The 20,583-nt window shown below is 71.1% G+C and carries 1 protein-coding gene (only partly in view); it reads right to left on the reverse strand.

The window, feature by feature from the left end:
- Positions 1-20,583: part of a WXG100-like domain-containing protein coding region (locus ACWD3D_RS07425; RefSeq protein WP_451459961.1), annotated on the reverse strand (this coding region is incomplete at its 3' end). 9,172 nt of the annotated region lie beyond the right edge of the window; the window shows 20,583 of its 29,755 annotated nt.

Raw genomic sequence — 20,583 nt, forward strand, 5'->3', positions numbered from 1 at the left:
CGGGGCGGCCCGGCACCGGGCGCCCTGAGGCGGGCCGCCCCGTCGACGACGGCTCCTCGGGCGTCGACCGGTCGGCCTCCGCACGCGGGGAGAAGGTGAGCCATTCCGCAGTGACGCCGTCGGACCTCTCCCTGAGGCCGCTCACACCATGTGCCTTGGAGTTGCCGGCGAACACCTTGTTGCCGAGGCTGTCGGCGACCTTCTGAGCCAGGGTCGAGCCGTCGGACTTCTGCTTGCCGGCGTCACAGGCGACGAGCACCACGTTCATGGAACCGAGGCTGGTCCGTCGGCGCAGATACGTGCTCAACTCGGCGTGGTCCAGGGTGTCCATGCCCTCGCCGTGCACGTTGACTTCGAATTCGCCTGTGTCCGCGTGGCTGTCCCAGAAGTAGTTTCCGCCGCTCTCCTCGGTCCACGGCAGCTCGCGCGCCTCTCCACGCGGCTCTCCGGTCCGGGAGAGCGTGTGGAACCCGGTCTGCGCGGCGAAGGCCGTCTGGTACTGCTGCTCGACGTCGTCGAACTCCCTCGTGTGCGCCGACCGTCCGGTGGGCCGTGACGTGCGGGCGTCCGGAATGGACCTCGTCAGCAGGAACGCGTCGGGGACGACGCGTCCTGCGGTGGTGATGACCACGTCGGAAGCGAAATCCCGCGCCGCGCCACGCCGCAGGTCGTCCGGGGTGCTGAGCACCCACACACCCTCGCCCGCCGCCGTGCTGCCCGAGAAGACGGTCACCGCCTCGGCCCGTCCCCCGGAGTGGGGCATGACCTCCAGATCCGCGGTGAACGCCCACACGTGCCTGCCGGTCCTCGCCGCGAGCAGCCTCGGCATGCCCAGGTGTCCCGCACCACCGTGGGGAACGAGCAGAACCAGGGGTCCGGGTGCGGCGTCCGGGGGGAGATCGGCCGCCACCCTGGCGGCGAAGTCCTGGGCGGACAGGTCGCGCGTGACCCCGTTGTCGAACTGCACGAGGGTGTGCTCGATCGCGGTGCCCGGTTCCGCCCGTACGAACAGGGGGTGCTCGCCCTGGGCCAGGGACGCCGTCCACGGTGCCTCGCTCGGGCTGTCACCAACCGACAGCGGGCCCCGCGCGGACCGGTCCGTGACGAACACCCTGTCGGCCACCAGATCCCGCAGCGCGTCCGATGGACGCCTCGTCACCGGAACGTAGTCGAGCGCCACGGTGCCGTCCCCCGTCGTCACCAGCGCACGCACCGGCTCCGGCGTGCCCCGGGAGACGAGGGGAGGAGCCGTCTCCGCACCCGCGGCGGGCAGGTCACGGCCGATCACCCGGGCGAAGCCGGGCAGACGGGAGATCAGCTGTTCGGCCTCTTCCCGTGTGGCGTCGTCCCAGTGGAGGAACGTCACGTGGTCCACGTCCTGCCAGGTCAGCCCCTCCGGCAGCAGCGCGCCGAAGTGGGCGGACGTGGCACGGCGACGGCTCCGGTGCTCACGCAGCAACTCCTGGTCGTGCGCGTAGCCGGTCGCCTCCGCCAGGGCCAGTCGTACGGCGGCCTCGTCTCCCCGGGCGAGCAGTGCGTGCAGCGACGACAGGGTGGACGCGGCGCGGAAGTCCTTCGGGACGTCGTCGCCGTCGACGCCGCGCGGGTGTCCCGGGACCGGGGTGTACAGGGCGTCCCTGCGCACGCCGTGTTTCCAGTGGATCGCGTAGCCGGTGTGGGGCGCGCCTCCCGCGCTCTGTCGGTCCGCCGACACCAGTGCGGCCGGAACCGCCCTGAGCCGCTCCGCACCCGGCGTTCCCGGGTCCATGGGCACCCCGAGCGTGTCACCCGGCTGCGCGCCCCCGTCCGACAGGAGCGCCCGGAAGTCGGCACTCGCGACGTTCGTCACCAGCGTCATGGACCGTGAGGTCAGGTGTTCGTGCACGGCGGACAGCAAACCGGGCCCGCCTGCCCCGTCGAAGCGGTAGCTGGTGCCCCACTGACGGTCGAGATGGGTCAGTCGGTGCAGCGCCGCTTCCTTCATGGCGAGCATGAGCTCCTGCGTGGACAACTCGGCCGCGATCATCTCCAGCCGTAGGTCCTGCGGTGCCTCCTCCCAGGAGACGCGTCTCTCGGACAGCGCGAAGAGCACGTGCAGCGCCTTCAGCACTTCGCCGCGGACTCGTTCGTGCTCCCGCGGACCCGGCTCCGGGTCGTCGGCGCGGCTCGCGCCCGAACTGCTTCCGTCCGAGCCCGAGTCGAAGCCGACGGAGTCCCCGCTGCCGGGGCCGTCGTCGTCCGAGTCGTCACTGTCCGAGTCGGAGCGGCCGGAGTCGTATCCGTCCGAGTCGTATCCCTCGGAGTCGTACCCGTCGGAGTCGTACCCTTCCGGGTCACCGCTCCTGGTCGGGCGCGCCAGCTGTCCCAGTGCCCAGGCGACGGCTCGCATGCGCTGGGCCGCCCCTTCGATGTCGTCGCCGGCCAGGTCCAGAATCCACCGCGCCCGGGGGTCCCTCTCCCCGGACGCCGCCCCGTCGCGATGCCCCAGCTCGTCGGCGATGTCCCTCACGTGCTCGTCCAGGACGTCGGCGAGGCGCGCCATGACCTCCTGCCCGTACGCGGAGTCGGCGGGGTGCGACGCGGCCAGACGCAGTTCGTCGGCCCAGGCCCTGCGGGCCCTGACGGCTTGCACCAGATGTGTGGAAGGGCTGTCCAGGAAGGTGTCGGCCACATGGGCGGTTGCCTGTTCCTCGGCACGCGCCCGTGCCTGCGCGATGCGGTCCGTCCGGGCACGGAACGCTCGTGCGGCGGCGCTGTCGCCCATACCGGACGGATCGGCCACCCGTCGGCTCTCCGTGGCGCCCAGCCGGAGCCAGAGGTCGAGATTGCGCCTGACGTTCCGGAGCGGCTCGGCGCCGAACGTCGCGTGCTCGTGGTGGTGCCGGCCCGCGGAGGTGCTCGGCACGTGAGGGACCGTTCCGACCGCCTGTTCGACGAAGGCGGCGAGGCTCGCCGGATCGCCGTCGCCGATGACGAACGGAACCGGCGCTCCGACGGCCCTGTTGGGGGCTCCGGCCACCACGGAGGTGAAGGTGGCGGGCGTTCCACGTTCCCGGGTGGCGAGGTCGTGGAAGGTCTCGCCGTCGTCCGGTCCGACGAGGCGCAGGCGCCAGCGTTCCGACTCCTCCGGCAGCCCGAGGCGGCGGAAGAGGACCTCCAGGGCCTCCACCGCCTCCGACTCCGAGCGCAGCGCCGCCTTGCGTGCGGCTGCTTCGGCACGGGTGTCCGCGGTTCCTCCGTCCGTCCTCACCGAGTCGAGTACGGAACGAAGTGCGATCAGATGCGCGACGGCGTCCATCTCCGCCTCGAAGACCGCGGCCTCATCGGGGGACATGGCATCGGGGTCGCGTGAAGCGGCGCTCGACAGCCACTGTGTCAGGCGTTGTGCCGGGAAGCGCCCCAGGTTGCGGTGGATCGCCCGGACCATGAGTCGCCTGCGCTCGTCGGCACCCGGACCGGTCTCCAGCGTCACCTGATGGCGGCCGTCTTCACTGGCGAGGACGACGGCGGCGTAGTACGGCGAGTCCGGCTCGGTGAGGGAGTGCGTCACGTAGCCCTCGCCCACCCTGGCCACGGCGCCCGCGTTCCCTCCGATGCCGTCGATCAGCCCGGTGGTGGCCAGGCGGTTCTCACGGAGGTGAGAGGCGTACCGGCGGCCGAGCTCATCGGTGTCCCCCGATACCGCGCGGTCGTTCGCCTCGTCGGCCGCCTCCGAGGCCCAGAGCGCGTCCGGGTAGGACCGCACGTGCCTGCCGTGGTCGAGCGCGTCGAGCAGGTCCGACACCAGTCGGCGGGCCCCGGCCTGCCCGCCGGTCGCGGGGACGGCGGTGATCGCGGTGTCGCCGTTCCGGTCGCGGAAGACGAGCCGGTCCGGCCGCCCGCCGAGCACCTGTGCGGTCAGCTCATGGGCATCGGCGGCGGGAGGGCCGGGCAGCACCGGCGTGACCCGGTACAGCCGTACGGCGTCGCCCCCGGTGACCTGCGGCACGTCGGTGAAGTGCTCCTCCTCCATCCGGAGCCGGACGTCGCTGCCCGCCGCCGCCAGCGCGTCGTTGCTCCGCCGGACCGCCTCGGCGGTCGCGTAGGCGGACTGGAACGCCCCGTCCAGACCGACCGCGAGCGTCAGGTCCTGCGAGAACCTCAGTGGGGCAGGCCGGTCCTGTTCCCGGCGCACGAGGACGAGGGAGTCCCTGTCGCCCTCGGGTTCCACCATCTCCAGAGTGGCCGAACCGGTGAGGAGAACCGCGTTCTCCTGCTCCAGGACACTTTCCCAGTCGTCCGGCACGGTCTCGGCCGTGAGCGGTGCGAAGGCGTCCTCCGGCCCGGCGAACTCCTCGACCGTGTCGGGCTGGTGCGAGGAGCGCGCCCTGTTCCGCGAGGCCGGGCCCTGCGCCACGGACGTCGTCCGCGGTGACGTCCCGTCCGGTCCGGCTTCGGCCCGGCCCTTGCCCTTGTCCGGACGCCCGGCCGCAGAGCCCGGTCCGGGCGGGGCGACCAGCTGGGCGGGCTCGACGTCGGTCCCCAGATGACCGTGCTCCTGCGGTGTTTTCGGCAGAATCGCGATGCGGCTGCGCGCGACCGACGGCAGTTCGACACGGTCGAACGTGCTCCCGGCCTCAGAAATCTGGTAAGTGACCGAGGTGACGCTCCGCCGAATTTCCGGAATATCGGCAAGAGTCGTCAAAATCGCGTCCCACACCGCATCGGGATTCGCGGTGCGGGCCACGAGGGGGGCATATTTAATCAAGTTCAGATTACCTGGCTGGTTGTACAGATCGCTTACGAGGGAAGCAGCCACCGAGCGTGCCGCCGTAAATGATTCCTCGACACTGAGCCTCGGCGGGTCGACAGGCGTGGCACCGCCCTTCTGGCCAGAAATTGGCAGCCACGAATTTGCGGACTCGATCCCGAAGGCACCCGAAGCGATCTCCGGAAATGCGTCGCGCTCTACCCCCGCCGCCGCCACGAGCTGCTTGATGATACCTCTGCTGGGTCCCGTGCGGTGCAGTACCTCGGCGCGAAGAGAATCTCGGTCGCTACCCATCAGGCGGGGACTGCGTGCGGCATCGACACTTTCCGGACCAAGCGGATTGGCCGAGAAGAGCAAGTTCTCGTAAGGGGTCCGCGTGTAGTTCTGAAGAATTATCTCGCTGTAATGATCAAGGATTCCGTTGTGCGAGGTGGAAATTATCGCCCCGTTGGAGAAACGACCGTCAAGCTGAGCGAAAGCGAATCCTGCGCGCCCGGAAGCAACTCGACGGACCTCTTCGGAGAGATCACCGGCCACTTTGTTGTCCGGATCGGAATAGAGGCCGCCGAAACGGCGGAGAATCTCAATACGGAGAATGTCACTGGCAGCGGCGTATCCCAGCCCGATTCCCTTCGCCTCTTCCACCTTGTAAACGTTCTGCAACTTCATCGGATGATCTTTCGAAAATATCTCATCCACATTGACAAGAACGATTCCATGACGGGCCGCCCAATCAGCCATATCCCTCACTGCGACTATGGATTCGGGTTCCACTGCACCGGGAGGAGAATTACGGGCGCGTTCAAAATCACTACGCGGAACATTCGTCCAGAGAATCACCGCCGAATGAGGATTACGCCGCTTTGCCAATTCCAGATTTTTCCGGAACTCCCCCGTGGGACCATCGCCGCGCAACGCCCCACCGAGCCATACGCTGTGGTGGATCAGCGGGATCTTCTGCCTCTTCAAACCCAGCCTGGAACCCGCCTGGACAAGGGTTCCCGACGACATCACACCTGCCGAGGACGATCGCAGGCTGCGCATCTGGGAGGCTGTCGGAGTGTACGGCCGAAGCAGGTTGACCATCTCAAAGAAATCCGCCCGCTGTTCACTTTTGATGGTGGCGAAATCCGTGCCCTGGAGAAAACCGGGCGTCGCCGGGACGCTCCTTACGTCGAAAATGTCCGGGCCGATCCGAGGGCCGGCGACCTCCGCGTCCCTGCCCGTACCGGGCGAGCGCCGCAGATCCGCGGACTCCCGAAGCCAGCGCGACAGGAAATCGGACGAGAGGGAGGACGGCGGGGTACTCATGCTGTCGGGCTCGCCTTCCCGCCGTGCACGCCGCGGCGGCATCCCCGCGCGAAGACCGGTGATTTCAGCGAATCTCGGATCGGTGGCGGCAAGCTCCGCGCGCTCCCGAGCGATGGCGTCCGCCACCTCGTGAGCGGCCGGTTCGCCCCGGACACCGTCGGTCGACGTGCCGGTCCCGAGAGCGGCGGCGACCTGTTCGACCCAGCGGGCCTGCGTCTCACGGAAGGTGACGGTGTCGACGTCGGTGCCGATCGCCACCCGCAGGTGCACGTCGTGCTCTGCCAGTATCCGAAGGGCTCTGGCCGTTGCCGCGTCCGGCCTCCCCGCGGCGTCCTCCTCCACTTCGTCGGCCTGTGACACGGGCTCGTCGTTCTCAGCGATCTCGTCCCGCTCAACCGGCGGCACGGTGACCCACCTCGACGGACCGGGCCCCCATGGGCCACGCTCGGACGGAACCGCAGCCGACGGCCCTCCGTCAGGGCGCCCAGTCCCCACGATCGGCGGTATATCACCGTCGGTCGGCGTGCGCACACCGGCTTCGGCTGCCCGGACGTCGCTGATCAGGCGTGTCGTGTCGATGCCCGGGGGCGCGCTCAGAGGCCGGTTCCGGGTCGGCGGCACGGTGAGTGTCCCGGTCACGAGACGCGCGCTCGACGGGGTGCTCGGTCCGGCGGACGAAGGGGTCAGCGGCAACGGGCCGAATCCCTGCCCCGATACCGGGGTCGGCGGACCGAGGGGCGACCGGTCGAGGATCGAGGCTATGAGGGGTGAGCCCTGGGCGAGGTACTGCCAGGTGTCGGCGTACACGGGCGCCGGGCGCTCTCCGGGGGGATGCGTCTCGATGCCGAACACCGCCTGGCGACGCAGCTCGCGGACGTCGGGCGCGGTCCCGGGTCGCGCCGCCGTGGTCTGCGGGAGCGACCGCCCCCGGTTCTCGCTCCGCACGTCGAACTGGTCCGCCGTCAGGCGGCCTGCGGATTCGGTGTCCTCCCCTAGGTGGGCCAGAGCGGCGTCCAGCTTCGTGAGGAACGCGGCGCGGACCGCCGCCACCCGCCGCGCGCCGGTGCGCCGCGCCCGGTCGTCCCGGTTCAGGGACGCGGAGAGCCCGTCCTGGCGTCCGTTGCCACCGGCCGACACGACGGTGCGGGGCAGCGGGAGGCCGTTGCGGTGGTTCCAGAGGCCGACGCGGGCCACCCGGTCGGCGAGGGAGGCGAGCTTGGGCGCGTCGTCGGCCGTGAGCTCGGTCGCCCGCTCGTCGAAGGTGAACCGGTTGCCGAGCCCTTGCGGCACGCTGTGGCCACCCACGACCACTGCCGTGAGCGGGTTGACGACGATGCCCGGCCTCTCGTGCTCGCGCAGACCCGCCATCTGGTCGTGGAAGGTCTGGTTGCCCCACCTTCTGACGAACCGCATGTGCCACAGGTCGCCGGGCGTCCGCAGCCCGTTCAGCCCGGAGAAGCGGGTCAGCGCACCCATGGCGGCCTGCTCCGCCCGCGTCGCCCGGGCCGGGTCCGCGATCACCGCGCCACCCGCCTCCGACGCCGCGGCCGTCCGTGCCGCCCGCAGGGCGACGAGCGCGTCGAGGGCGCGGACGGCGGCCTCCGCCGTCGCCCGGGCACGCGGTTCCGCCGCCGAGCCGGCCTCCGACGCGTACGCCGTCCGCATCTCCTCCAGACGGTCGCCGTGCGACTGGAGGTTCCGCTCGACGGCCTCCCGCACGGCGCGCTGCGTGGAGCCCCGTCGCGCGTAGTTCTCCAGGGTGACGTGGGAGGACCCGTCCTCGCTGGCGAGCACCACGGCGGCGTAGTGGTAGCCGAAGGGGTTCTCGATCGGGTGGAAGGCGTCGGTGTGGTCCTCCAGGACGAACTCACCGTGTTCGTCCTGCGAACCGATGGACTGCGTGAGGTAGCCCTCCCCCACGGCCGGCCAGGCGTCCTGATTGATGCCGACCCGGTGCGTGGTCCTCTCCAGCATGCGGGGCGCTTCGCTCAGCAGTGCACCGTAGCGCCGGCCCGGCAGCGGGGTGGACGGCAACGCCGGAGACTGCGCCGACGTACGGGTGGTGGCGCGCGGCCCCCGTCCGCGCGCCTTGCCCGCCGCCCAGAAGGTGTCGGGCACCGCGCCGGCGCTGGTCAGGCCGTCCCCGAGCCCGACGGTGGCGTCCGCCAAGCGGTGCAGTTCACTGACCTTCAGCCCGTCCACGGCGTTCATGGGGCCGAGCGCGGTGTGCCCGTCCGGTCCGCGGAACACCAGGTGGTCCGGTGTCCCGCCCAGCACCTGACCGGCCAGGTCACGGCAGACGTCGGTGGGGTCCTCCAGGAAGTCGGGGCGGACCCGGTACAGGGTGTGTGCGGTTCCGTCGTGCTGGACGGTGAGGGAGACCGTCTCGTCCAGAGTGAGCCGTACGGCGCCTCCTGCGGCCCGGAGCAGCTTCCGCGACCGTTCGAAGGCGGCCCGGCTGATGAACGCCTCCTGGCTCTCGTTCGCGGTGCTGACGGCGAGCGTGCCGTCGCCGGAGAGGTGGAGTGGAGGGTGGGACGCGGCGGCCGGGGCCTGCTGAATGCCGGTCAGGCGCGGCGCCCGGGTGTCGCTCCCCTCGTGCTGCCCGTCGCCCACGGCCGCGGTGTCGGCCAGGGTGAGCGGCGTGACGTGCCGGAAGACGGGCTCGGAAGCCGGGTCCGTCCCGTTCACCACATAGTCGGTGGTGGCGCCGGGCGGCACGTCCGTCGGACCGGAAATGCGCAGGGCGGCGGGACGCCTGGGCTGCCGGGCACCCCGGCGCCCGAGCCCGCCCGGCCGGTCGGGGCCCGGCGCGACCGCGGCACCGCGCACGCCTGCGGCGGAGGTGTCCGCGTCCGACCCGAGCTCCGTATCCCCGGTCTCGGGACCCTCTTCAGGGATGTCGTACAGCCGCCTGTCGGGATCGGCGGTGGAAACCTCGGGGCCGGTCTGCGCGAGCGTGGCTGCGGCAGCCGCATGCGTCCGGTACCGCACGACCAGGCCCTCGGGGTCGGTGTGCCCCCATTCGCGCAGCGCGGCCTCGTCCATGGAGAGACGCATCCGTGCGGCGCTGTGCGCTATGGCGTCCTTGGTCCCGGCGTCGGAATCGGAGGCCGGGACACCCCTGGCCGTCTCGATCCGGCGTCGGCGCCGCAGGGCCCGTACCTCCGCGTCCCGTTCGTAGGACGCGACATAGCGCTGCCAGGCCGCGGCGCGCGTCGCGGGGAAGTGGTGGGGCCGTCCGTCGAGGTCCGGTGCGAAACCGCGCGCGTCCTCGTCGAGGACGGCCGACCACGCGTCGGCGTCCTCCGTGACGGTCGTGCTGTGCTCGACCGCGGGGGTCTCCGTGGCGGTCGTGGTCTCCGGGACCGCGGAGGTCTCCGTGACAGGTTCCCGCGCGGACTCGGGCAGCGGGGCGGTCGGCGCCGGGTCGGTGGCGGTACCGGTCGCCCCCGAGGTCTTGTGGAGGACCGGAGTGATGTCCACCCCGAAGGCGTCGCCCATCCGTTCGGCAACGTTCGTCAGCCAGGTGTGCGCTTCCTCCGGCTTGAGTCCGGGCCTGAGTTTGGGGCTCATGTAACGGCCGGACTTGTCGTTGATCTCCCAGCGGGACGCGACCTGGTCGAAGGTGAGTTCGCCCGCGATCCGCGCCGGGCGGGTCAGTGTCGTCCCGCTGTCGGTGAAACCGGTGGCGATCGTGGTGTGTCCAGCGCCGTCGATCGCCCGCTTGAGTTCCTCCATGGTCAAGCCGGCGTTGGCCTCGCTCGTCCGCATCGTCTGAAGGAGCAGTTCCAGTTCCGCCTCCTCCATGACGCTCGCCGGATGCTCGCTGCCGATCATGATGTGGCCGTCCTCGTCGACGGCGTAGTGCCACTGGCCGCCGCGTTCCAGGAGCGCGGGCCGGAAGTCCTCCAGCCGGTACCAGAGCGGGTTCAGCCGTACGTCGCCCTGGTCGTCGCGCTCGACGTCCTTGACCCGCTTCGGACCTGCCAGGGGTCCGAAGGCGCGGTCGTCCTCGGCTGTTCCGGTTCCGGCCACGTGCGCGTCCGGGTCAACCCGGTGGTGGTCGGGTGCGAGGGGGGCGATGGGGGTGTCCAGCACCGCGGTCATGCGTTCCGCGGCGGCGCGCAGCCACTGGCCCACCTGCGCGAGGTCCGCGCCCGGGCGTTCCTTGGGCCCCATGTACCGGCTGGAGGCGTCGATCTCCCAGCGCTCCGCGCGGGCGTTGTACTTAAGCTCGCCGCTGATCCTGCCCCGGCTGAGTCGTGCGCCGCCGCCGCCGCCGAATCCCGCCGCGACGGTGGGGACGCCCTGGTCGCCGAGAGCACGCTTGAGCTCGTCCATGGTCAGGGTTTCGTCGACCCGCCGCATGCCGTCGAGCAACTCGCCCAGTTCTCCGGGCTCGGCGATCGAGGCCGGGTCCTCGCTGCCGATGTGGATCTCGCCGTCCTCCCCCACCACGTAGAGCCAGATGCCCCGCGAGCGTTCGAGGAGGGCGGGCCGGAAGTCCTCCAGCCGGTACCAGAGCGGGTTCAGGCGCAGGTCGCCCGTGACGTCCCGCTCTTCGTCCTTGACCCGTCTGACGTCCACCGCCGGTCCGAAGGTGTCGTCCAGCGGGGCGAGGGCGTCCCGTACGTCGGCCGCCAGGTCCGGGTCGAGGTGGGGTTGGGTCAGCAGGAGCCGGGCCTGGTCCTGGGGGGACAGGCCGGTGTCCCGGACGGGCACCGCGGACCGGGGGGCGAGCTCCCAGGTGAGGTCGAGGGACCGGTCGTACGACAGGCCGGCGAGGTCCTCCCGTACGACGGTCAGGTCCATGAGGGCGGAGGAGGCGAGCCGCTCGACGAGCGCCTGTGTGAGGCCGCCGTCCGGCGCCGGGCCGGACGCGAGGTCCGGGGCCGGGTCGGGCGCGGGTGCCGGGTCGGGCGCGGGATCGGGCGCCGGGCCGGGCTCCGGATCGCGCACCGGATCGGACGGGGGGGCGGTCTCGTCGTCCACGGCGGGCGAAGGCTCGGGAGAGGCCAGGAGGTACTCCGTACCGCGCCGGTAGAGGGTGACCGTGCCCGCGGACACCGGGCCGGTCGGCAGGTAGCTCTCGTGCAGGCCGTCTTCTCCGACGATCACGATCTCCGCGGCGAAGCTGTTGGCGGCTACCTTTGCGGCGGTGGACTCGGTGGCCCTGTCCCAGCGGTTGGCCAGGAAGATCTGAGCCTTGATCAGGTCACGTCGTCGGCGCGGGCTGAGCACGACGTCGTCGGGCAGACGTCCACCGTCGGCCCGGTACCGCTCCATTTGATCGTCGGTCAGCCGGCCGGGTACGCGGCCGGACGGGGCGCTCTCGCGCGTCTCGGGGGTCGAGTCGACCCCCGCCCACAGCAGGACGTCGTGCGGGAAGGACGTGTCGGGGTCGAGTACGGCGTCCTCGGGCAGGCTCTGGCCGAGGACCCGGTTGACCGGATCGATGTCCCGCGACGGGAACCTCGCCCCGAGGGCGGACCAGAAGCCGTTCCCGTCCCCCTGCGGCTCGCGCAGCACGTACTCGATGCCGTCAGGACCGGTCAGGCGGTCGTCCCGGAGCGTGAAGCCGCTCCCGTCCTGCGGCCGAAGGTTCCACGGAGCCACGGCGTGGACCAGGCCCAGTACCGGACCGGGCCGCGGGGAGGGCGGCTCCGCGGACGGGTCGGGGGTGGCGTCCGTCGCGTCCTGCGGGCCCTGGGTGTGTTCGGGCTCGACGTCGTTGCCGGCCGAGGGTGCCGTGGCCGCCGCCGACGTGGCCTCGGCGGGGGCCGGAGAGGGTGTCCGGGTGGACGGTTCGGCGCCGGTCGGCAGGGCGAAACGGTAGTGACCGCCTGTCCGCCGCAGGACGACGTGCGGCCGGTCGGCGGCCGGGGTGGGGACGGAGGTGCCCGCGTCCGTCCCGGTGCCGGCCGTGCCGTGCTCCTGGAAGGTCCCGCCGGCTCCCACCACGGTGACCCGCAGGTCGAACGCCTTGGCCGCGAGAGGGGGAAGCAGGTCGGCCGCGGTCGCCTGCCAGGCCACGTCGTCCGGCCGGGAACCGGCTCGGCGCAGCAGTACGGCGGCCAGACGGGCGCGTTCCTCGGAGGCGAGCCGGTGGTGCAGGGGAAGCCGCCCGGTCTCGGTGAACTCCAGGTGCTCCGGCGAACGCTCCGGGAAAACGATGCCGGCCTGCTCGATCTCGTCCCGCGTGACGACACCGAAGGACTCGGTGTCGAGGCGGTCGACCAGTTCGGGGTGGCCGCCCGTGTCCAGCGCGTCGGCGAGGAACGACCGTATCTCCTCGATCGCCTCCGGCAGCCGCTCGTCCGGCAGTTCACCGAAGAGTTCCGGGTGTCCGGCGTGCGGGAGCGTCCGGGCGAAGGCGTGGAAGAAGCTGTCGTCGCCGTACGGGGTCTCGTGCACGGAGTAGTGTCCGGCACCGGTCCAGGGCCGGCCACCGACGGTGGGTGGTGCGGTCAGAGTCTGTGTGCCGTCGGGGTCGGTGGACTCCCCGAAGAGGTCGGGTGCGGGCTGCGTCACCACGGGCTCGACGGGATCGGGTGCGCGGAAGACGACCTCGGGCGGCTTGGCGACGCCCTGCCTGGGCGCGTCGGCGCCCTGTGCCGTGTCCTCGCGCGGCAGCCGGTACCAGCGGGTGAGCCGGTCGGCGGCGAGCCGCACCCGGTGGTACTCGGAGGCGGCCTCGTGCGCGGCCCGGTGCCAGGGAAGCAGGGGGGCCACGGCCTCGTCCTGCTCCGCCCGCACCCGGAGCAAGTCCTCCTGGGCCAGGCGTGCCAAGCGCCTGGGGACGATCGCCCTCATCGAGCCCTCGCCGTCGATGTGGCTGACGAGGTCCAGTTCCCTCTTGGCCCTGTCGTACGACTCCTCGCTCGCCTTGCGGGCGGCGGCGAGCGGCTCCAGGGACGAACGCATCCCGCGGCGCCGGGACCAGTAAGCCTTGTCGGCGTCCTGGAACGCGTTGCCCGCCTTCTTGACGGCGTTCCAGGCGTCGGCGACCTGCGAAGGGAAGTTCTCGTCCGTGACGAGTCCGTACTGGCGTGCGATCTCCTCCGTCATCCAGACGAGGACGTCGCCCCGGGTCTCGACGGCTTGGGGGCCCGGCTTGACGTAGCCGTAGGGTCCCATCCGGTCGTGGAACCACCGTGCGACGGCGCTGTCCTTGATCTGGTGCCGGACGTCGGCCACGGCGAGCCAGTCGGTACGCACCCGGAACAGGAACCCCCGGCCGACCGTGGGTTTGAGGGTGACCTGAGAGGCGTTGGCATCGACCTGCTTGGCGGCCTCGCCCTCGCTGCCCGCGGTGTCCGCCGGGGAGAACACGGGCCGTTGCCGCCCGGTGTCCGCGGTGCTGACATTCGCGCCGCCGGAAAGGATCCACTGCTGGGTGTTGTTGACGCTGAGTGAGTAGTCGCCGCCTTCGGTGTTCCTGGCCGCGCTCTCCATGACGAGCGTGGGAGCCACCGCGAAGAGCTGGGTGTCGGTGAAGTCGGGGCGCGAGAAGAGCTGGTAGGTGCCCGTGATTCCGCCGAACAGCGCGCCGTCCCGCAGGCCGGGCACGTGGTACCCGCTGTCCTGGGTGGTGTCCGCGTAGAAGCCGGTGAGACTCGTGTTGCTCAAGCCCTCGTGGAGCGCCGACGAAGACTTCGTGCCCGTCCTGATCAGCCCCTTCGCGTGTGCCTCCGCGAGCGGCCCGGCCAGGTCGTCGCCGTCGAGCGTCCGGCCTTGGGGGAGGCCGAGGTTCGTGCCGTAGGCACGGGAGAGCCCCAGCTCCGCGGCCTCCCGCAGGGTGTCCAGACCGAGCACCCGCCGAGGGGCGTAACCGATGGCGGGGTAGGTGAACGGCTGTCCACCGGGCAGGTCGCGGCGCCACCGGGCGACGTTCGACGGTGTGACGTCTCCGGAGTGCCAGAGCGTGACCTCCTCTTCCAGAACCGGCAGCCGCGGGACGCCGAGAGGGTCGTCGGGGCCGGCCGGAACCGACGTGACCGGCACGCTCAGGCTCATCGGTACGTGTGCGCGGATGGGGCCGACCGGTCCGGAGTGTGTGACCGGTTCGGTGCCGTTCGCGGGCTGGTAGGAGAGCTGGAGCTCGAACTCCGTCCGCTGGTCGGTGTGCGGTTCCTCGGTGAAGACGGTGTTGCTGGTGTAGCGGGCGGACGTCCTGCTGGTCGCGCTCTGCCGCGCGCCGGTCCCCTGCTCGGTCAGACTCGGGCCGGCGGCCCGGAAGCCCTCGTGGCCGGTGCGTACGTAGGAGGAGACGAGCGCGGCGACCGTCGACGTCCTGGTCTTGCCCGTCGCCCTCTCCTTGGACCGGGTGGAGTGCCGGGTGTCCTTGAGGACCGTGCCGTGCCCGAGCCCGTCGAACCCCGTGTCCCGGGGCCTCAGCCGGATCGTGACCGTCCCCGTGTCACCCACCAGCTCCAGGCGCATCCATCGCGCGCTGGTGCGGGTCCGCGCCCGCGCGCCCGTGGTGGACATCTGTTCCCGCAGGGAGCGCAGCGCCCGGGCGCTGACCAGACCGCGGACGCGTTCCCGGCTGGCCCTGCTGACACCGGCCGAACGCAGCAGGCCGTCGAAGACGCTGACCACCCCGGTCACGTCGAGGCTGTTGACGGGATAGGTGCCCAGGGCCTCGCCCGGGAGCAGCGGTTGCCACGGCTCCTCGTCGTAAAGCGGTACGGCCAGGCCGTCCTGCAGGTAGCCCAGGCGGTGGGCCGTCTTCTCGGAGATGTGGCCGTACCAGCCGGAGGGGACGGTGACGCGCCGTCCCGCCCAGGGGGTGCGGTGCAGGGTCGCCAGACCGTGGACCGGTCGGAACAGGCCGTCCGCGTTCACGTAGGCGGCGATCTCATGGCTGACGTTCGCGCTCACCAGCACATGGGGGCTGCTGATGACCGCGTTGACGTCCGCCGTCGCCGTCTGGCTGAGGGCGCCGGTCTCGTGGGACGCCCCGGTGTCGCTGAAGAGCGCCGCGTAGCCGCCGTAGACACCGGGGCCCACGTCGTGGGTGTGCCAGTACGCGAGCGACGCGGTGAAGCCGCTGAAGTCGACGTCCATGACCGCGCCGGAGACCTGACTGTCCACGCCGAGGGTCTGTTCGATCTGTACGTCCGCCGGGCCCGACACCACCTCCGGCCGCGATCCGACGTAAGCGTGGTGCACCAGCGCGCCACGCCTGTCGAGGTACGGCCCCTGCCCGAAGAGCCCGTTCACGAGGAGACCCTGAGCGCCGAACAGTTGGTCGACGTTGGCGGTCAGATACTGGGAGAGCAGCGGTCTCAGCGCGCTCTCGTAAGCCGGTGCACCGGGTTCGCTCACGTGCCACGAACCGTGGGAGGCGTCCCGCAGGGCTGCCGCCGCCGCCTCGGTGAGCTCGCGGTGCGCGCCCACGCCCAGCACGTGGAACGGCAGGTCCTGGAACGAGAGGTCCCGCAGTGCGGCCGACGGGACGTAGGTTCCGGTGACGAGGCTCCTGGACCGTTCCGGCGAAAGCACGTCGACCGTGACGCTCGGCGGCACCGAGGATTCCGCCGACGCCTGCGATGTCTCCTCCTGCCCGTGCTCAGCCGTTTCCGGCGTCTCGGGCGTCTGCGGCGGGAGCGACGGCTCCGCGTGCTCGTCGGCGACGGACAGGAGCACACGTCCGGTCACCGGATCGCCCGCCGCACCGCCGATCAGATCTTCCAGCGGCTCGTTCACGACGAAGACATGGGTGCCGGCCACGCCGAAGGTGACGGCCTGGAGCAGGTTGCTCGGACGCCAGTACCCGCCGATCTGCGCCCGCATGGCGACCCGGTAGGAGTAGGACTGCGACACCGAGGTGCCGATGTGCATGGTCTCGTACGACACCGTGGAGCCGAACCCGGTGCGGACACCGCGGCTGATGCCCCTGCGATGGCCGAGGCTCAGGTAGCCCATGTGGAGCGGGATGCTGAGGTGGTCGCGCTCGCTGTCCCGGATTCCGACGGCGACGTCGTATCCCGTCTCCACGGTGTGCATGGTGCTCTGCGCGGCGTCGAGCCGCTCACCGGCGGTGGTACCCGCTCGCACCTGGAGGTCGTCCTGGATTCCCTCGTGCCGGAGCCCCTCCAGGTCGAAACTGATCAGGAGGTGGCGGAAGGCCCGGGTCAGACCTCCCGGGCCGGGGCCGAGAGCGACGAGCGGGATCCTCAGTCCGGTCGTGACGAGCGTTTCCAGGTTTCCCGCCAAGGCGTGGAAGGAGAGTGCCTTGGTGACGGTCAGCAGATTGTGGAGCTTCAGGTCGTAGGTCTCACGGTCCAGCCCGATCGGATCCTGCCACCAGTGGGCATCGGTGGGAGCGGCCAGCGCTCCGAACGGGGCGATCATGTCGGGGTACTTGGCGGAGGCCGCCTCGATGACACGATCGGTGAAGACCTGGAGAAGGGTGGGCGGCGGGGGCGGCGTTTCCTCGCCCTGGACCGCGGGAGCGTCGCCGTCCGCGTCCGGGGTCGCGTCCGCGTCCGGGGTCGCGTCCGCGTCCGGGGTCGCGTCCGTGTCCGGGGTCGCGTCCGTGTCCGGGTTCGCGTCCGTGTCCGCTGGGGGGAGGCCGAGGGCGCCGGTGCCGGGCTCCCCCGTGGTGAGCGGAGCGGGATCGTGCAGGAAGGCTTCCGGCCGGCTCATGCCGAGTACGACCGGGTGGCTCTGCGTCAGGTACACGGGCGGCACCGGCGGTCGGCCGTCTCCCGCCGCCGCGAGTCTGCCGTCGTCCCAGCCGGCGAGGCGGCGTGCCTCGCTGCGGGGGAGGCGGTCGAGGCTCCACACCCGGAAGCGCCGGGGGCCGGTATCGCCGGTGCGGCGGACGTAGACGTCCTTGAGGACGATGTAGAGGTCGGTCGGGACCTTCTTCAGCTGTCCCACGATCTTGCGGTTGGCGGTGCCTCCGAAGGTGTCCGTGTAGGTGGAGGACCGGCTGTAGCGGGCGTAGAGCGACGTCAGGACACGCAGACCGGCGGGGCTGCCGAAGAACTCCGCGAAATCGACGCTGGGGCCGAGGCTTCCGAAGACCTGTTGGTTGTACGTACGGCCCATCGACCGCTCGTTGCGCACACCCTGCTGGACGGTGTGGCGCATTTCCGCGGTGGTCGTCTCGTTGAGCAGCAAGCCCTCGACCGGGACGATCCGGTCGACGACGAAGGCGCCGAGGGGGCGTCGCTCCTCGTCGGCCCGGAGCTGGTGGGTGGGGACGGGTCCCATCGCCGCCCGCTGCCCGATGAGGAGGAAGTTGTCCCTGCTGAAGAACCTGTTGAGCTCTTCGTAACCGGAGTCACCGGCCTTGGCGTCGACTCTGCTCAAGGCCCAGTCGCGAATGTGGCGCACCGAGCCGTATGCCTCGGAGCGGCCGAATCGCACCTCGGTGTCCGCCCCGCGGAAGCGCAGCAGGCGCGGTGCTCCAGTGCCGTTCACGGGGGAGGTCACGTGGTCGGGCAGCCTCACGGTCAGGCCGTAGCGCATGGTGAAGGAGAAGTGGGACTCGCCCGGATAGTCCTGGTCCGGCACGCGGTGGTCGGGGCTGACAACGCTGATCTTGTAGTGGACGTGGGCCAGATGCGGGTGCGAGGGGTCTTGTGACCTGGTCTCGCTCTGCTGCAGCGTCACGTCGTGCATGGCGTAGTCGTAGGACTTGGTGAAGCCGATGCCCGCGCCGATGCGGGCGTAGGCGGCCATGCCGGCGGTGGGGCCGATCGCGACCGACGGATTCACCCGGAACCCGGAGCTCTGCGAGACGCTGGAGCCGACGGAGACCTGGCTGCGCTGCACGTTGTCGAACTTGAAGGGGCCTCCCCATCCGTCGTCGAAACGTTCCCACTCGGTGTACGGACGTGTGGTGACGTGCAGTGCGCGAGGACGGCCGTGCCGGTCCAGGAAGGTGGGTGTCCGGTAGCCGTCGCCGTGGAACACCCACGGAGTGTCCCGCAGTGCGGTCAGGAGCTGGTCGAGCACCCGCTGCTGGCTGGGGTCCTCCGCGGCGGAGAGACCGGACCGGGAGACGATCTCCTCGTACGCCTTGTCCGCGTTCCGCAGCCTCACGTGGGCGTGTCCGTACGCGCCGGCCGGGGTGCCGGGCGTGCCGTCGCCCGTGAGGAATTCCGGCAGCTCGCTTCCGTCCCCGAACACGACGCGCCGGCCGTGCGGAGGCGGAGCCATCATCGAACGGTCGATGCGGGCGGGGCGGTACGTGTCGAGCTGGGAATCGATGGTGCGGACGGGGCTCACCGCGGTGAGGATCGGCGCCGGCGTGGGAACCGGCGTGGAGGGCTCCTCGGTCTCCGTCCCGGGTTCCGTGCCGTCGTCGAACCGCACCCGCTTCGCAGGGGGCGTGGTCGGTGCCGTGGCGGAATCGGAGGTGGCGGGCGGGGGCTGCTGGGCGTCGCGCAGGGTCCGCAGGTGTGCCGGGGAGAGCCGGCCGGTGATGTCCGGGTCGGACAGCAGGCGGCCGATGCCGGCGGAGAACACCTCCCGGGTGGCCGCCATGTTGACCGTGACCGGCTGCGTCGACCTGGCCCGGTCCAGACGCTGGGAGCGGACCACGGCCACGGCCCGGTGCAGTACCCGGTCGACGGCTCCCCGGGTGAGGTCGGCGGCGGTCTGCCAGAGCAACCGGACCTCCGCCTCGTCCCGCAGGGAGTCCAGGTAGCGCCGCCTCGCCACCTCCAGCGACAGTCGGGCTTCGGCCTCCGCCCGGGTGAGGTTCTGGGTGAGCCCGCGGGCGACGCCCTCTTCGACGCCCGGGGCGTTGCTCCGCAGCGCGTGGGTGATCCTGTCCCGTTCGTCGCTCAGCAGGCGGTCGGCACTCTCCCACAGGTCCACGAGCGAGTCGGCGGTCCAGTGGGACGGCAGACGGGACGGCGTGTCTTCCAGGAACGACTCCGCGAAGGCGATCCTCTCGGCCCGAACGGGGTCGACGGGACCGACGGGGTCGACGGGACCGACGGACCCGCGGTCTTGCCGGTCGTCGTCCTCACCGGGGGAATCGACGTCCATCGGTCCGGGTCCTGCCACCGCCCCCGGGCCGTCCTCGAGCGCGGCGCCTGCGACGGGCGACGGCGCCCCGGACGCCGGTGCCGCGTCCGTCCCCGCGCTGTCCGGCGCCGTCAATGACTCCAGGGCCGCTCTCCATCCGGGCAGCTTCTCGTCGAAGACGTCGTGGACCGAGACATCGCCCCTTCCGCCGCCCTCTTCCGTGACGGACAGCCGCATCAGGAACAGGCCCGGCCGGACTTCCTCCCTGACGAGGGGATAACCGTGTTCGACGAGCCACTCGACGAGCCGTTCCTCGCTCTCGGGAATGCCGGTGTGCGTCAGGTGGTGGAAGAAGTCCCCGGCGTTCACCCGTCGCCCGCCGCCGACGCGGTCCGGTCCGGCCACGAGCGGCGGGACCGCCCCCACGTCGAGTGCGCCCTCGCGCACGAGCATGTTCAGCTGTTCGATGCGGTGGCGCTCGTCGGGGTTCAGGTAGATCTGCTTGGAGGAACCGCCCTTGAACTCCCAGAACATGCCGTGCTGCATCGCTTTGAGGATGACGGGGAGATTCTTCTTGTGTGCGGAGAATCCCTTCCGCGTGAGGTGCCGAATCGATTCGCGGTAGGTGTGCCGGGTGCTCGACGACGACGTCGGTCCCATCTCGTCCGGAAGGAAGATCCGCGCTCGGCCCTGACCCTGATGGTCCCGCCGCACCATCTCCAGACCGAAATGCTCGAAGGCACCCACCAGGTGGCGGTCTTCCGGATCGATTCCCGTCTCCGCCAGATGCTTGACGAGATTGACCGCCGTCTTCACCACGGGGTGGTCGGACGCCCGGTGCCCCTTGGGAGGACGCGATCCTCTCCTGGCGGGAAACGCCCGGTAGTAGGCGTTGATCGCGTCGACCCTCGCGCGGGTCCCGAGGGTCGCGCTCGCGCCCTCGGGAATGACGTAGGGCTCGAAGTCCGCACTCTCCCGCGGAGCGGGAACCTCCTCCTCACGCCCCCGCTCCCCCGCGACGACACCGAGGTCGAGGAGCCGGTTCCTGGCCGTCCAATGGATCGCCTGTCCCCTGCGCACGCGTCCGACCCACGCCGCGAGACCGGGCGTGCGCTTCATCCCTTCGCCCTTGCGGGCTTCCGCGTTCGTGATCCCCGCCGCCGACCCATAGGTGAAGACGTGCTGCCGGACCGCCCGCAGCATGCGGTTCTCCGACGGCGAAAGGCCCGGCGGCACGGAAAGGAAGACGGCGTGGTCGCCCGGCAGGGGCCGGTGCGCCTCCCCCCAGCCGTCGGCCGACGAGAGGTGCGCGGCGTTCCACTGGTACTCGCTGTTGAGACGTGCGAGCTCGGCGGCATCGAGGAGGACCCCGTAGGAGTCCCGTACGTGGTCCCGGACACCGCCGAGGGTGTCGTCCATCGCCAGTCCGAGCGCCCTTCTTCTCCTGAGCAGCTCGAACAACTGCTGACTCTGGTCAGCGCTGAGGGCGGGGAGACCGGTTCGGCCGATCGGGATGCCTTGCGGTA

The organism is Streptomyces sp. NPDC002690 (assembly GCF_053592415.1).